The organism is Streptomyces sp. NPDC026062, from assembly GCF_055568375.1.
In genome coordinates, this window is record NZ_JBVHOQ010000011.1 from 157,847 (window position 1) to 173,583 (window position 15,737).

Annotated in this window: 12 protein-coding genes; 8 read left to right on the top strand and 4 right to left on the bottom strand. The window is 71.4% G+C overall.

Features of this window, described 5'->3' with window-relative positions; all coding sequences use genetic code 11:
• Window positions 1–185: 185 nt before the first annotated feature.
• Window positions 186–1,940 (top strand): acetyl/propionyl/methylcrotonyl-CoA carboxylase subunit alpha, encoded by a 1,755-nt coding sequence (locus tag ACZ4LX_RS13030; protein WP_467643111.1) that lies wholly within the window; start codon window positions 186–188, stop codon window positions 1,938–1,940.
• 173 nt (window positions 1,941–2,113) lie between these two features.
• Window positions 2,114–2,728 carry a TetR/AcrR family transcriptional regulator gene (locus ACZ4LX_RS13035; protein WP_467643108.1) on the top strand — a complete coding sequence of 205 codons (615 nt, stop codon included), beginning with the start codon at window positions 2,114–2,116 and terminating at the stop codon, window positions 2,726–2,728.
• Window positions 2,729–3,087: 359 nt separating this feature from the next.
• Here ACZ4LX_RS13035 and ACZ4LX_RS13040 read toward each other — a convergent pair whose 3' ends face one another.
• The gene (locus tag ACZ4LX_RS13040) at window positions 3,088–4,038 is read right to left on the bottom strand and encodes a DeoR/GlpR family DNA-binding transcription regulator (RefSeq protein ID WP_467643104.1); all 951 of its coding nucleotides are present in this window, start codon (window positions 4,036–4,038) and stop codon (window positions 3,088–3,090) included.
• Window positions 4,039–4,244: 206 nt separating this feature from the next.
• Window positions 4,245–5,684: an NAD(P)H-quinone dehydrogenase gene (locus ACZ4LX_RS13045; RefSeq protein WP_467643100.1), complete on the bottom strand. Its 1,440-nt coding sequence runs from the start codon at window positions 5,682–5,684 to the stop codon at window positions 4,245–4,247.
• 295 nt (window positions 5,685–5,979) lie between these two features.
• Here ACZ4LX_RS13045 and ACZ4LX_RS13050 point away from each other — a divergent pair, with 295 nt between their 5' ends.
• The 4 genes from ACZ4LX_RS13050 to ACZ4LX_RS13065 all read left to right on the top strand — a co-directional run bounded on the left by ACZ4LX_RS13050 (window position 5,980) and on the right by ACZ4LX_RS13065 (window position 10,749).
• Entirely contained in the window at window positions 5,980–6,417 is a 438-nt protein-coding gene (locus ACZ4LX_RS13050; RefSeq protein ID WP_024490113.1) for a gamma-glutamylcyclotransferase family protein, read from the top strand.
• Window positions 6,418–6,552: 135 nt separating this feature from the next.
• On the top strand, window positions 6,553–7,377 hold the full coding sequence (locus tag ACZ4LX_RS13055) for a purine-nucleoside phosphorylase (protein ID WP_467643096.1): 825 nt from the start codon (window positions 6,553–6,555) through the stop codon (window positions 7,375–7,377).
• A 185-nt stretch (window positions 7,378–7,562) separates the two neighbouring features.
• On the top strand, window positions 7,563–9,206 hold the full coding sequence (locus tag ACZ4LX_RS13060; RefSeq protein WP_467643092.1) for a phospho-sugar mutase: 1,644 nt from the start codon (window positions 7,563–7,565) through the stop codon (window positions 9,204–9,206).
• Between the two features lie 646 nt (window positions 9,207–9,852).
• Window positions 9,853–10,749 carry a choice-of-anchor K domain-containing protein gene (locus ACZ4LX_RS13065; RefSeq protein WP_467643089.1) on the top strand — a complete coding sequence of 299 codons (897 nt, stop codon included), beginning with the start codon at window positions 9,853–9,855 and terminating at the stop codon, window positions 10,747–10,749.
• Between the two features lie 360 nt (window positions 10,750–11,109).
• On the opposite strand, the gene ACZ4LX_RS13070 is transcribed toward ACZ4LX_RS13065, so the two are convergent.
• Complete coding sequence (locus ACZ4LX_RS13070; protein ID WP_467643086.1) at window positions 11,110–11,388, bottom strand: hypothetical protein; 279 nt, start codon at window positions 11,386–11,388, stop codon at window positions 11,110–11,112.
• A gap of 1,260 nt (window positions 11,389–12,648) precedes the next feature.
• On the opposite strand from ACZ4LX_RS13070, the gene ACZ4LX_RS13075 reads away from it, so the two are divergent.
• Entirely contained in the window at window positions 12,649–13,722 is a 1,074-nt protein-coding gene (locus ACZ4LX_RS13075; RefSeq protein ID WP_467643083.1) for a (+)-(1(10)E,4E,6S,7R)-germacradien-6-ol synthase, read from the top strand.
• Window positions 13,723–13,901: 179 nt separating this feature from the next.
• Here the strand turns inward: ACZ4LX_RS13075 and ACZ4LX_RS13080 are convergent, their stop codons facing one another.
• A complete protein-coding gene (locus tag ACZ4LX_RS13080; RefSeq protein WP_467643081.1) occupies window positions 13,902–14,540 on the bottom strand; it encodes a PH domain-containing protein in 639 nt (212 codons plus the stop codon).
• Between the two features lie 247 nt (window positions 14,541–14,787).
• Between ACZ4LX_RS13080 and deoC the strand changes: the two genes are divergently transcribed.
• Window positions 14,788–15,735: a deoxyribose-phosphate aldolase gene (gene deoC / locus ACZ4LX_RS13085; protein WP_467643471.1), complete on the top strand. Its 948-nt coding sequence runs from the start codon at window positions 14,788–14,790 to the stop codon at window positions 15,733–15,735.
• Window positions 15,736–15,737: the final 2 nt, after the last annotated feature.

Sequence of the window (15,737 nt, forward strand, 5' to 3'; positions counted from 1 at the left end):
ACCTGGACCACACCTCGTGGCTACTGTGCGGTTATGAATCCCGGCGTACCGTGGTGCCACAAGGGATTTCGCGACTGGAGCAAGCCACAAATCACACTCCGTGTGGGCAAGCTCACCATTGGGGACGGGTCGTAGGACCGTGTCGGTTGTCCCTAAACTCAGCTTGTTTCAAGGAGGGAGCCATCGTGCGCAAGGTGCTCATCGCCAACCGTGGCGAAATTGCTGTCCGTGTTGCTCGGGCGTGCCGGGACGCGGGAATCGGGAGCGTGGCCGTCTACGCAGACCCGGACCGCGACGCTCTGCATGTGCGTGCGGCCGACGAGGCATTCGCTCTGGGCGGTGACACCCCGGCCGCCAGTTATCTGGACATGGCCAAGGTGCTCCAGGCGGCCAAGGACTCCGGGGCGGACGCGATCCACCCGGGATACGGCTTCCTCTCGGAGAACGCCGAGTTCGCCCAGGCCGTGCTCGACGCCGGTCTCACGTGGATCGGCCCGCCGCCGCAGGCGATCCGGGACCTCGGTGACAAGGTCGCCGCCCGGCACATCGCCCAGCGCGCCGGTGCCCCGCTCGTCGCGGGCACCCCGGACCCGGTCGAGGGCTCCGCCGAGGTCGTCGCCTTCGCCGAGGAGCACGGGCTGCCGATCGCGATCAAGGCCGCGTTCGGCGGTGGCGGGCGCGGACTGAAGGTCGCGCGCACGCTGGAGGAGATCCCGGAGCTCTACGACTCCGCGGTGCGCGAGGCCGTGGCCGCGTTCGGACGCGGGGAGTGCTTCGTGGAGCGCTACCTCGACAAGCCCCGGCACGTGGAGACCCAGTGCCTGGCGGACACCCACGGCAACGTGGTCGTCGTCTCCACCCGTGACTGCTCGCTCCAGCGCCGCCACCAGAAGCTGGTCGAGGAGGCCCCGGCCCCCTTCCTGTCCGAGGCGCAGAACGCGGAGCTGTACGCCGCCTCCAAGGCGATCCTGAAGGAGGCCGGCTACGTCGGCGCCGGCACGGTCGAGTTCCTGGTCGGCCTGGACGGCACGATCTCCTTCCTGGAGGTCAACACCCGCCTCCAGGTGGAGCACCCGGTCACCGAGGAGGTCACCGGCCTCGACCTCGTCCGCGAGATGTTCCGCATCGCCGACGGCGAGGAGCTCGGGTACGACGACCCGGAGATGCGCGGTCACTCGTTCGAGTTCCGGATCAACGGCGAGGACCCGGGACGGGGCTTCCTGCCCGCCCCCGGCACCGTCACCGTGTTCGCCCCGCCGACCGGCCCCGGCGTCCGCCTCGACGCGGGTGTGGAGTCCGGCTCGGTCATCGGCCCGGCCTGGGACTCCCTGCTCGCCAAGCTGATCGTGACCGGCGCGACGCGTGAGCAGGCGCTCCAGCGCGCGGCCCGTGCGCTGGCGGAGTTCAACGTCGAGGGCATGGCCACCGCCATCCCCTTCCACCGTGCGGTCGTCGTCGATCCCGCGTTCACCAGCGACCCGTTCCGCATCCACACCCGCTGGATCGAGACGGAGTTCGTCAACGAGATCAAGCCGTTCGCCGCTCCGGCCGACGCCGAAACGGACGAGGAGTCCGGCCGCGAGACGGTCGTCGTCGAGGTCGGCGGCAAGCGTCTGGAGGTCTCGCTGCCCTCGTCGCTGGGCATGAGCCTGGCCCGTACGGGACTCGCGGCGGGCGCCAAGCCCAAGCGCCGCGCGGCCAAGAAGTCCAGCTCCGCGGCGTCCGGCGACACCCTCGCCTCCCCGATGCAGGGCACGATCGTGAAGATCGCGGTGGAAGAGGGCCAGGAGGTCAAGGAGGGCGATCTGATCGTCGTCCTGGAGGCCATGAAGATGGAGCAGCCGCTCAACGCCCACCGCGCCGGCACGGTCAAGGGACTCGCCGCCGCGGTCGGCAGCTCGGTCTCCTCCGGTGCTGTCATCTGCGAGATCAAGGACTGATCCTCGCGGCATCTGTTCCCATCCTTTCCGCCGGCGCCCCGGTCACGTCAGAGGACGTGACCGGGGCGCCGGTTCATCGCGGGGCACACTTCGGCCGTCCGGCGTTACGGAGGGCACCTCCGGTTGCACGATGGCATCCTGGACCCCAGGGCGGACACAGGGAGGACTGCGCCATGGCAATGAGTACGGCACGGACACCGGTCCGCACGCCGGACCGGCCCATGCGCGCCGACGCGCGCCGCAACTACGACCGGCTGCTGACCGAGGCCCGTCATTCCTTCGCCGAGCACGGCACCGACGCGTCCCTGGAGGACGTCGCACGACGTGCGGGCGTGGGCATCGGCACGCTGTACCGGCACTTCCCGACGCGGCACGCGTTGATGAGTGCGGTCTTCCAGGAGGCGGTGGCCTCGCTGATCGGCCGCTCCCGCGAACTGACCGGGGCGGAACAGCCGTGCACGGGGCTGGTGGAGTGGCTGGGCGCGCTCATCACTCATGCGGGTGAGTACCGGGGGCTGGCCCAGGCACTCATGTCGACGTGCCGGGACGAGACCTCGGCCCTGTCGCCGTGCAATGTGCCGTTGCGCGAAGCCGGTTCGGTGCTGCTCGGCCGGGCGCAGGCGAGCGGGGCGGTGCGGGCCGATGTGTCCATCGACGATCTGATGCAGCTGACGAACGCGATCGCGCTGGCCGCCGAGCAGTCCCCGGACGATCCGGGGCTGGCGGATCGGCTGCTGACGCTGACGCTGCGGGGCTTGAAGGGTGAGCCGAGCTTCTCCGGCGCCTGAGAAGCGGGAGGACGCGGGGCCGGAGCGCGCGGAGAAGGCGGGCTGACGGGGCAGGGAGCGGCGGGGCCGAAGCGCATTGACACGAGGAGATTGAGCCCCCCGGAACCGCCCGTTACCGATGGCGAGCAACGGGAACCCGTCACCCGCACAGAACCACCGGGACCCAAGAGCGGCACGGAGCCACGCAACGCTGCGTCACCGGCACGGAGCCACGCAACACCACGTCACCCGCGGCACCACGCAACGCCGCGTCACCGGTGCAGAGCCACCGGAAGCCATGACGGGCGCGGAGCCGCCGGAAGCCATGACGGGCGTGGAGCCGCCGGAAGCCATGACGGGCGTGGAGCCGACGGAAGCCGTCACCGGCGGCGCAGGTCCGCCACTCTGGCCCGGTCCCCCTGCCCGCCCTGGTCGGGCGCCACCGACCCCCGTACCTGCTGTCCATGCGTACGGCGCTGCCCCGGCAGGGGCATGTCGTGGCGGACCCCCCGGGCCTGCGGCGCGGTGTCGGCCGAGGCCGGTGCGCCTCCGCTGCCCGCCACCGCGATCTGCACCCCCTGGTCCGCCAGGGCCTGTAGCTCCGCTGCCGCCCGGTCGTCGTGCGCGGCCGGTTCGTCCGTCACCAGATGGGTGATGAGATCCGTCGGCACGGTCTGGAACATGGTGTCGGAGCCGAGCTTGGTGTGGTCGGCGAGGACCACCACCTCTCCCGCGGCCTGCACCAGCGCCCGGTCCACGCTCGCGGAGAGCATGTTGGACGTGGAGAGTCCGCGTTCGGCGGTCAGGCCGCTCCCGGACAGGAAGGCGCGCGAGACCCGCAGCCCCTGGAGCGACTGCTCGGCACCACTGCCCACCAGGGCGTAGTTGGAACCGCGCAGGGTGCCCCCGGTCATCACCACTTCCACCCGGTTGGCATGGGCCAACGCCTGGGCGACCAGCAGGGAGTTGGTGACCACGGTCAGCCCGGGGACCCGCGCGAGCCGGCGGGCCAGCTCCTGCGTGGTCGTGCCGGCGCCGACCACGATGGCCTCGCCCTCCTCGACGAGGCCGGCGGCCAGGTCGGCGATGGCCGTTTTCTCAGCGGTGGCGAGATGGGATTTCTGCGGAAAGCCGGACTCCCGCGTAAAACCACCCGGCAAGACCGCACCGCCGTGCCGGCGGTCGAGGAGTCCTTCTGCCTCCAGCGCCCGCACGTCCCGCCGTACGGTCACTTCGGAGGTCTGGACGACGCGGGCGAGCTCACGGAGCGATACCGCCCCATTGGCGCGCACCATTTCGAGGATCAACTGACGACGTTCTGCAGCGAACACAGAACTGACAGTAACGTGACCGCCCGAGCGTTTTCAGCTGTTTGCGCCGAATACCGGAAGTTGTACACACAACGGGCCGTCAAGTGGTATAGGCGACACCGTTGTTGTTCTGTACTGACCGAGAGGCGGTCACCGGGGAGCCCGAGTTGCCGGGGGTTGCCGGGGATTGACTGGTTCCCGGCTCCGTACAGCCGCCCCCGGACGCCCTAACCCTCGCCCGCCTGCTTCCGCGTGTGCAACTGCCGGGCCACTTCCGCGATCGATCCCGACAGGGACGGATACACGGTGAAGGCGTTCGCGATCTGTTCCACGGTCAGGTTGTTGTCGACCGCGATCGAGATGGGGTGGATCAGCTCGCTCGCCTTCGGCGCGACGACACAGCCGCCGACCACGATGCCGGTGCCGGGCCGGCAGAAGATCTTGACGAAGCCGTCACGGATGCCCTGCATCTTGGCGCGCGGGTTGCGCAGCAGCGGGAGCTTGACCACGCGGGCGTCGATCTTGCCGGCGTCGACGTCGGCCTGGCTGTAGCCGACCGTGGCGATCTCGGGGTCGGTGAAGACGTTCGAGGAGACCGTCTTCAGGTTCAGCGGGGCCACCGCGTCGCCGAGGAAGTGGTACATCGCGATCCGGCCCTGCATGGCGGCGACGGAGGCGAGAGCGAAGATCCCGGTGACGTCACCGGCCGCGTAGACGCCGGGCGCGCTCGTGCGGGAGACCTTGTCGGTCCAGATGTGGCCCGAGTCCTTGAGCCGTACCCCGGCCTCCTCCAGACCCATGCCGGCGCTGTTCGGGATCGCGCCGACCGCCATCAGGCAGTGGGAGCCGCTGATGACCCGGCCGTCGGCGAGGGTCACCTCGACCCGGTCGCCCACCCGCTTGGCGGACTGGGCGCGGGAGCGCGCCATGACGTTCATGCCGCGCCGCCGGAAGACGTCCTCCAGGACGGCCGCCGCGTCGGGGTCCTCGCCCGGCAGCACCCGGTCCCGGGACGAGACGAGGGTGACACGCGAGCCGAGGGCCTGGTAGGCGCCGGCGAACTCGGCGCCGGTGACACCCGAGCCGACCACGATGAGCTCCTCGGGGAGTTCGTCGAGGTCGTAGACCTGGGTCCAGTTGAGGATCCGCTCGCCGTCGGGGAGCGCGTCCGGGATCTCCCGGGGGTGACCGCCGGTGGCGATCAGCACGGCGTCCGCGGTGAGCGTCTCCTCCGTGCCGTCGGCAGCGGTGACGACGACCTGACGGGAGCCGTCGGCCGCCTGGAGGCCTTCCAGCCGCCCGCGCCCGCGCATCACCCGCGCGCCGGCACGGGTGACGGACGCGGTGATGTCGTGGGACTGGGCGAGCGCGAGGCGCTTGACCCGTCGGTTGACCTTGCCCAGGTCGACGCCGACCACCCGGGCGGCCTGCTCCATGTGCGGCGTGTCGTCCGCGACGATGATGCCGAGTTCCTCGTACGAGGAGTCGAAGGTGGTCATCACCTCCGCCGTCGCGATCAGGGTCTTCGAGGGCACGCAGTCGGTGAGTACGGACGCGCCGCCAAGGCCGTCACAGTCGACGACGGTCACCTCCGCGCCGAGCTGGGCGCCCACCAATGCCGCCTCGTACCCGCCGGGTCCGCCGCCGATGATCACGATCCGGGTCACGAAAAGTCCGCCTCGCGTTTCTCGTCCCGCGGCCGTCTGCTGTCCCGGCCGGGGGTCCGGGGGGCCGCCCCGGGGGAATGCAGTACGTACTTCATTGTCCCGCACGCGCCAAGGTGCTTCGCCCCGGGGCCCTCCATACGTGCGCGGGGGCGCGCCGGACACGGGGAGCAGCCGGCCGGACCGGCCCCGTGACGCCACGCCCCCGCGCCCGCCGGTCCGGATCGGGCACGCTCGGACAGGGCTGTTCCGCTCAGGAATCGACGCTCCAGCTGTCACCTCCCGTACCCTCGGTCCCATGTCGCTCTACGCCGCGTACGCCGGCAACCTCGACGCGCGGCTGATGACGCGCCGCGCACCGCACTCGCCGCTGCGCGGCACCGGCTGGCTGAACGGCTGGCGGCTGACGTTCGGCGGCGAGCAGATGGGCTGGGAGGGCGCGCTGGCCACCGTGGTCGAGGCGCCCCGCTCCCAGGTCTTCGTGGCGCTGTACGACCTGGCGCCGATGGACGAGGACTCCATGGACCGCTGGGAGGGCGTCGGCCTGGACATCTACCGCCGCATGCGGGTCCGGGTGCATACGCTGGACGGCGAGGAGCCGGCCTGGATGTATGTGCTGAACGGATACGAGGGCGGGCTGCCCTCCGCCCGCTACCTGGGCGAGATCGCCGACGCCGCCGACTCCGCGGGCGCACCGCACGACTATGTGATGGAACTCCGCAAGCGCCCCTGCTGAGCGCGGCGGGGCCGCCCTGATCTGCTTTTTCGCATGATCACCGCGGGATGACCGCGGGAACGCGCGAACGGACCGGGTGAGACTCTGCGGAGGAGCATCTACGCGCGTAGGGCTTCAGCGGTTACGCTCATCCGCGTGAACGCATCAGTTATTCCGGACCACATCCAGGGCGACCCGTACGCCGCCGCCGCCGACGCCGCTGCCCGCCTGCGCGAGCTGACCGGTGCCGAGACCCACGACGTCGCCCTCGTGATGGGCTCCGGCTGGGCGCCCGCCGGCGATGCGCTCGGCACGCCGGAGGCCGAGTTCCCGGTGACGGACCTGCCCGGATTCCCGGCCCCGGCCGTCGAGGGTCACGGCGGCACGATCCGCTCGTACCGCATCGGCGAGAAGCGCGTCCTGGTCTTCCTGGGCCGTACGCACTTCTACGAGGGCCGAGGCGTCGCCGCCGTGGCGCACGGGGTGCGTACCGCCGTCGCCGCGGGCTGCGGAACCGTCGTGCTGACGAACGGCTGCGGCGGACTGCGCGAGGGCATGCGCCCCGGACAGCCGGTCCTCATCAGCGACCACATCAACCTCACGGCGGCGTCGCCGATCATCGGCGCCAACTTCGTCGACCTGACCGACCTGTACTCCCCCCGGCTGCGGGCGCTGTGCAAGGAGGTCGACGAGACCCTCGAAGAGGGCGTGTACGTGCAGTTCCCCGGCCCGCACTACGAGACCCCGGCCGAGATCAGCATGGTCCGGGTGATGGGCGGCGACCTCGTCGGCATGTCCACCGTGCTGGAGGCCATCGCGGCCCGCGAGGCCGGCGCGGAGGTGCTGGGCATCTCGCTGGTGACGAACCTCGCGGCCGGTCTGAGCGGAGAGCCGCTGAACCACGAAGAGGTGCTGCGGGCGGGCCGCGACTCCGCGACCCGGATGGGCTCGCTGCTGGCGCGGGTCCTGGACCGGATCTGATCCGGCCCGGGGCGGGTCCTGGACCGGATCGGATCCGGCCGGGGGCCGAGCCCCGGGGCACGGCAGGGCGCGGGGCGCGGAACGGGCCTGCTCAGGCACCGCTCCCCGCCCCGCACCCTGCCCACGCACCACCCAGCCACCCACCGAGACCCTTCACGCACCCCGGAACCGGAAAGGCGGACACCGTGACGACGCAGGACCTCATCACCCGGGCCAGGACCTGGCTCGCCGAGGACCCCGACCCCGAGACCCGCGACGAACTCGCGAAGCTCATCGAAGCCGAGGACCTCGACGAACTCGGCGCACGGTTCGCCGGCACGCTCCAGTTCGGCACCGCCGGACTCCGGGGTGAGATCGGCGCCGGGCCCATGCGGATGAACCGCGCCGTCGTCATCCGCGCCGCCGCCGGGCTCGCCGCGTATCTGAAGGACCGGGGCCAGGACGGCGGCCTCGTCGTCATCGGCTACGACGCCCGCTACAAGTCCACCGACTTCGCCCGCGACACCGCCGCCGTGATGACCGGCGCCGGACTGCGGGCCGCGGTACTCCCCCGCCCGCTCCCCACCCCCGTACTCGCGTACGCCATAAGGCATCTGGGGGCCGTCGCCGGGGTCGAGGTCACCGCCAGCCACAACCCGCCGCGCGACAACGGCTACAAGGTCTACCTCGGCGACGGCTCGCAGATCGTGCCGCCCGCCGACGGCGAGATCGCCGCCGCGATCGCGGCGGTCGGCCCGCTGGACACCGTGCCCCGCCCCGGCAGCGGCTGGCAGACCCTCGGCGACGAGGTCCTGGACGCCTATCTGGCGCGTACCGACGCGGTACTGGCCGACGGCTCGCCGCGCACCGCCCGCACCGTCTACACGGCCATGCACGGCGTCGGCACCTCGGTGCTCACCGCCGCCTTCGACCGGGCCGGTTTCCCCGCCCCGGTCCTCGTCGCCGAACAGGCCGAGCCCGACCCCGCGTTCCCCACCGTCGCCTTCCCCAATCCGGAGGAGCCCGGCGCGATGGATCTCGCCTTCGCCACCGCGCGCCGCGCGGACCCCGACCTCGTGATCGCCAACGACCCGGACGCCGACCGCTGCGCCGTCGCCGTCCCGGACCCCGCCGTCGACGGCGGCTGGCGGATGCTGCGCGGCGACGAGGTCGGCGCGCTGCTCGCCGCTCATCTCGTCGGCCGAGGTGTCAACGGCGTGTTCGCCGAGTCGATCGTGTCGTCGTCCCTCCTCGGCCGGATCGCCGCGAAGGCGGGTCTCGGTTACGAGGAGACGCTGACCGGCTTCAAGTGGATCGCCCGGGTGGAGGGGCTGCGGTACGGGTACGAGGAGGCGCTCGGCTACTGCGTCGACCCGGACGGCGTCCGTGACAAGGACGGCATCACGGCCGCGCTCCTGGTCGCCGAACTCGCCTCCGTACTCAAGGAGCGGGGCCGCACCCTGCTCGACCTGCTGGACGATCTCGCGGTCGAGCACGGCCTGCACGCCACCGACCAGCTGTCGGTCCGGGTCGAGGACCTGTCCGTCATCGCGGACGCCATGCGCCGTCTGCGCGAGCGGCCCCCTACGGCCCTCGCGGGCCTGGCCGTCACGTCCGCCGAGGATCTGTCGCACGGTACGGAGCTGCTGCCGCCCACCGACGGGCTCCGCTACCACCTGGAGGGCGCCCGGGTGATCGTCCGCCCGAGCGGCACCGAGCCCAAGCTCAAGTGCTACCTGGAGGTCGTGGTGCCGGTCGCCTCGGCGGACGGGCTGCCGGCTGCCCGCGCGAAGGGCGCGGAGCTGCTGGCCGGCATCAAGCGGGACCTGGCGGCTGCGGCCGGGATCTGACCCCGGGGAACCGGCCTCTCTCCGGCGCCGCACGGCCGGGGGGAGGGCTCCGGGCGGCCGGTGCCGCACCCGCCGGCGGTGAGGGCGAGTACCGCGTTCCGGCCGCCGAAGCCGAAGGCGGCGGCCGCGCCGTCGCCGCGGGGGTGGGGCGCGGTGAAGTGGTACCCGTCGCAGTTCGCCCCGCACCCGGCGGCGTGGCCGTGACCGTGCGGCCCGGCGCTGGCGTCCCCGGGGCGTTCCAGGACGAGGACGGCGGTTCCTTGAGGTGGGACGGCCCAAGGGTGCCACTGCCCCCCTGGGCGGGCGCGTGGGGCCCGCTGCTCAGGGCGGCCGCACCGGTACGGCGGCGGGCCCGGCCGCGAGGTCGGCCCGCTGGACCTGGACATCGAATATTTGCTCGCACAAATGACCGGTTGAGTGAGTGTCAGTTCGACTCGGAAGTGCCTTCGACGACGGGGCTCATCTGCCCTGGCGGGTCGGCAAGGGGGAGCCTCCGGCCATCGGCCGCTGTTTCGCGCCCAGTTGACCGCCGATGCCGGTGCTCTCGTTTCCGGATGCGACGAGATGGCCAAAAGCACCGGGAAGGGTCGGCGGCCACTCCTGGCCCCGGCCCGCGAGCGTATCCCGCGCGAACGAGGGAGAACGTATGACAGCGGTGACGACAACGGGGACCTGGAACGTGAAGAAGGCCTACGGAGGGTCGTTCCTCCGGGCCTACCCCGCCCCCCGGGGCGAAGGCACTGACCGGTTCACCTGGGGCAGTCCCGACGGGCAGGGCCGGGAGACCGGCATCACCTTCACCGGAGGCGGCGACGAAGCCCCGCTGAACGGTGCGGAGTTCACCCTCGGCACGCTCACCTACGACAACTACCCCCAGGAGAACCTCAAGCAGCGCTACTTCTACGGCGGCGCCCTCGAACTGCGGGTGCAGTTGGTGGTGGCGGGAGGGCCCGCGGCGGAAGTGGTGATCACCTGCCAGCTGGAACTGACGGGAGACGAGGCCGGCAACGATCCCGACGCGCTGAGCTTCTCCTGGCTCGGAGACGGCACCGTCACGGTCGAAGGTGAGCAGTACGCGGTGGCCGTGGTGGGCTTCGAGCAGGAGACCGGCCCGCACTCCCGGGAGTTCACCGGGCCCGAGCAGGAGACGACCGTCAAGGCGCTGCGCGCGATGCTGGTACGCGCCGACGGTCCGGATGTGGCAATCCGCTCGGTCCACTTCAAGGGCGTGACCGGACGGGCCCAGGACGACGAGTACGCGGAGATCGTCAACCGCGGCGCCGCGATGGCACCGGTCGGCGGCTGGGTCCTCAACGCCGGTGACAAGGGGCAGGACTTCGCGTTCCCGCCCGGCTCCATGATGATGCCCGGCATGACGGCCCGCATCTACACCTCCGACCAGGTGCAGCCGGCCGGCTGGTACGGACTGACCTTCCACAGCAAGGCGTCGATCTGGAGGGACGCCGGCGATGTCGGCGAACTCCGTGACGCCACGGGAACGGTCCGCGATCGCTACGCCTACGGTGACGCGTCCGGATCCTGACACCCCACCGCTACGGCCGCCATCGTGTTCCGCCGTCGCCGGCTGAGCACGATGGCGGCCATGTGCCGAGGGTGCGTACGGGCCCGGGATGCGGCCGGGTCCCGTCGCCCCTGCGGAATGCCACGAGCCGCCCCGCCTGTCGGTCACGGTGATGGCCGGCCCCTCACGGTCCCGCAGCCCCTGGCACCAGGAGCGGTACGAGGGTGACGGCTGCCGGCGCGACTCGGCGGTCCTGTCACGGTGAGGCCGCTGCGGGCTGCGGGACGACACCGGCCGGGCAGCGCCGGCCACCTTCCCGGCGGACCACCCGCCGTCGCGGCGGGAGGCACGGCGGGCAAGGGGTCACTCCGGTCACTCCGGTCACTCCGGCACCAGAGCGAGGGCCGGAAGCGCGACGGTGACGGGCACGGTCGCCCTGTCGCTGTCGTACAGCTTGTACTCGAAGTCGGCCGACATCGCCCCCAGCGGCTGGGCGGAGACGTACGGCCACAGCGTGAACTTGATCGTGCAGAGGCCGGAGATCCCCGTCGTCAGCATCTTCTGCCGGTACTTCAGCGAGTAGATCCGGCAGAACGCGGGCACCGGTGACGTGCCCGCCGGAAGCAGGTTGTGCAGCATCCTGAACTCGGGCTGATCCATGATCCACAGCTGGTCGGCGGCGGATGTCCCGCCGAAGACGATGGAGTTGTAGTCGTTCTTGACGTCGTCCTCCGGGTAGGCCCAGAAGGCGTCCTGCCAACTGGCGAAGAAGTCCGCGAAGTCGGCGAAGCCGGGCGGCAGGGCGTCACCCAGGCGCCTGACAATGACACTTATTCATATCTCCTTCGTCTCGGACACAGCCGTGCTTGGGACGCCCCGGTACGGGAAGTCCGGCCTGAAGCGGCTACGGGCACCGGGGCGCCCTCCTAGGCGGCGAGGGCTCCGGCCGGGGACGCGGCGGGCCGGGCCCGGTGGGGCCCGCCGGTGGGCGGTGGCGCGACGGAACATGGAGGCCCCCCTCGGGTCGTGCGGGAACTGCGGCAGGCCCGCGCCGAAGCGGGACCCCGGCCCGGATGGATACGCTCTGCACATGGTCAAGTACCCAGGGCACATGCCTTCAGTCCTTGCGCGCCTGTTACCCACCGGGTTTGCGCCACAGCGCTCGGCGGGCCGCCGCCTCCCGAACGCGGCCGGTCCGGTGCCGGCCACGCTCCGGGCCGAGCGGGGCGCACCCGGCAGGACAGCGCTCCCTCCGGCGGACGGGGCAGCCGGCGGCGCCGTCGGCCGCTTCACCGTCGCCCGGCACGACATCGGCCGGAACTCCGCGGCTCCACCCCAGCACGGCGTGACCGGACCGCCGCCCCGCCAGCCCCGCTCGTCGGGTTCGGGGCCCCGTGGCGTGCGGCAAGGAAGTCCCCAGTGACGACCGCCCGGAACGGGAATGGGAAGAAGAGAGCCGGGGTGTGCGCAAGCCGCTCGACGGACGACGCGACACCGAAAGGGCTCGCGCGACCACGCCCCCCGCTCATTCACACACGCGTGCGAGACAGCCGCACGCCGGCGACGCATCCGCACACCCCTGCCCCCCGGGGCGCGGCATGCCGGTGACATGACGGGTGTCGGCAAGTCGGTTACCGGCGGGTCCCGTTCACTCAGCCACGGAGCCATTCGGGCCCAAACGCGCAAGAGTCGCTTTCGGGCCACTTACGCGTCGCGAAGGACCACGGGTGAACGGGGTCCGACCAACCATGTCCGCGGCCCCCCAGGGGGCCGGACCCATGGCCGGAAATACCCGATCCCCTGAGGCAGCGGACACCGCCCCGCAAGCCAACCCGGCCGAAAACGGCCGTACCTGTTCCTCGTACACCTTGATAACTTCCGAAACTCGGCGTATTGAAAAGTGCACCTGAAAGGGTGGTAATGACCTCCCCAGCTCCCGCACCGAAGATCCCTCAGCTATGGGTTCCGCTCCCGTCGGGGATCCACCCGGGCTGGCGACAGATCGACGAACGCTCGGCAGCCTGGCTCGATCGGTTCGGCCTTTACTCCGATCGGGCGCAGCGTGGGCGGCTGACGCGCATCTCGGTCGGGGAGTTAACCAGCCGAGGCGCCCCGTCCGGGCGCGTCGCGGCCCTCCAGTGGACGTCGGACTTCCTGATGTGGCTCTTCGCCTTCGACGACGAGTACTGCGACGAGGGCCCGGTCTCGGCTTCACCGGACGCCACCCTGCTCATCATCACCAAACTTCAGCGCATAGTCGAAGTGCCCTGGACCGCCCCCACCGACGACAGCTACAGCGCCGCACTGCGCGAGCTGCGGCTACGGCTGGAGAACCTGACCACACCCGTGCAGACCGCCCGCTGGGCCGCCGGCTTCCGCGCGTACCTCCAGGGCCAGGTCTGGATGGCGGCCAACAACGCCCACGGCCGGATTCCGACCCTCTCCGACCATCTGGCGGTCCGGCTCGACTCCTCGGCGGTCAAGATCTTCTCGACCCTCAGCGAGATCATCCACGGCTACGACCTCCCCGCGGCCGATTACGAGCGCCGCGATGTCCGGGGCTTCGTCGAGGTCTTCGCCTCGATCATCGGCTGGTCCAACGACCTGGTCTCGTACCACAAGGAGCGTCAGCGCAGTCAGGACGGATACGGAAACATCGTCGACCTGATCGCGTACGAGCGGGGGTGCTCACTCGCCGAAGCGGTCAGCGAGACCGCCATGATGCACACCCGCGCCATGGCCCTCTACCTCCGCCTGCGCGACCAGATCCTGCGCGACGCGGGCCCCGAGCTCCACCGCTGGATCACCGACTGCGACCACTGGATCCGCGCCGACTACGACTGGTCCCTGACCACCAACCGCTACGTCAATCCGGAGAACCCCGCCGACCTGCCCGTCGGCAGCGCCGCCTCCCCCTTCCACGCGCGGGAAGCGGACCAGCCTCTGCCGATCGACAGCATCGCCTGGTGGTGGAGCCTGCTCAAGGACGAGTGACCGGCCCGGGGCCGGATCCGGGCCTGTCAGGGCGACCGGGCCGCCTGCCGTTGCGGAGCGAGCCGCCCCGCAACGGCAGGAGCAGCCCGGCAACGGTGGGAGCCGTCCGGCACCGGCAGGAGCCGTCCGGTAACAGTGGGAGCCCCCCTCAGCCGGCGGCGGGCCCGCTCAGCCACTCCTCAGCCGCTCGCGCCCAGCACCACCAGCAGCACCGCGCCCACCACCGCCGGGGCGATGACCTCGTACGCCCAGCGCACCGACTTGACGGTGCCGCCGGCCACGGGCTGGTCGCCCGCGCGCTCGGACAGCTCCCTCAGATCCACCACCGTCTGGTCCGCGGCCGCCGTCCGCGCCTTCGTGTCGCGCACGTCGGCGGTGACGGACGTCCTGCGGTACGGGTCGTCCATCGACGACCGGCTCTGCTGGCGGGCTGCCTTCTTGCGCTGCCGCAGCGACACGGGGACCGCCCAGAGCTGGAACTTCTCGTTGTCGCGCGTGAAGAGTTCGCTCGAATACCCGGCCCGGACATCGGCCACATCGGTCCACGGCAGCGTGATCGTCCGGAACGGGTTGCGGATCCGGATGCGCTCGTCGTTGGCGAACACCACGGGCCGCAGGGTGAAGGCGACCACCAGCGGCACCGCCGTCAGCAGGCCCGCCAGGGAGAGCCACGGCACCCGTCCCTCGCCGCGGATCGCGGCGTCGCCGCCGATCCAGCAGATCAGCAGGAGCAGCAGGGCACCCCCGACCAGCCCGGCGGGCGACCGGAACGTCCGGTCGGCGTAGGTGGGCTCGGAGGGCGGCTTGGGGCTCGTCATGAGCCCGATTCTGCCTGACGCGCGCGCCGGACGCGGGGGCGGCCGTCCGGACACGCGTACGGAAGCCGGTGAGGCCGGTCCCGTACACGCGTTCGCCTCATGGCGCCGCGCCGGGCGATTCATCACGCCGCGCCGGGCGATTGATCTCGCGGCGCCGGGTGGTTCCCCTCCCGGCATCGGGCGATGCGCGAACGGGCCGGGCCCCTGTACAGGCCGCTACGCGCGTAGATATGCTCATCTGGTGACCATGCCCACCACTGCTCCCGCATTCGCCGACGCGACGGCGTCCGACAGTGCGCTGCGCCGCTTCCTGCACGGGCTGCCCGGCGTCGACGCCGTCGGCCTCGAAGCGCGCGCCGCCTCCCTCGGAACCCGTTCGATCAAGACGACGGCCAAGGCGTACGCCATCGACCTCGCCATTTCGATGATCGACCTGACGACGCTGGAAGGCTCGGACACCCCGGGCAAGGTCCGCGCGCTCGCCGCCAAGGCCCTTCATCCCGATCCCACCGACCGCACGACCCCGCGCACCGCGGCCGTCTGCGTCTATCCCGACATGGCCGCGACGGCGGTCGCCGCGCTGGCCGGTTCGGGCGTGAAGGTGGCGTCCGTCGCGACGGCCTTCCCGGCCGGGCGCGCCGCACTCGACGTGAAGCTCGCGGACGTCCGCGACGCCGTGGCGGCCGGGGCCGACGAGATCGACATGGTGATCGACCGGGGCGCCTTCCTCTCCGGCCGCTATCTGAAGGTGTACGAGGAGATCCTCGCCGTGAAGGCCGAGTGCGGCCGGGCCCGGCTGAAGGTGATCTTCGAGACCGGTGAGCTGTCCACGTACGACAACATCCGCCGCGCCTCCTGGCTCGGGATGCTGGCGGGTGCGGACTTCATCAAGACGTCGACCGGCAAGGTCGGAGTCAACGCCACCCCCGCGAACACCCTGCTGATGCTGGAGGCGGTGCGCGACTTCCGCGCGCAGACCGGAATCCAGATCGGCGTGAAGCCGGCCGGCGGCATCCGCACCTCCAAGGACGCGATCAAGTTCCTGGTGCTGGTGAACGAGACGGCGGGCGAGGACTGGCTGGACAACCACTGGTTCCGCTTCGGCGCCTCCAGCCTGCTGAACGACCTGCTGATGCAGCGCCAGAAGCTCAGCACCGGCCGTTACTCCGGCCCCGATTACGTGACGGTGGACTGATT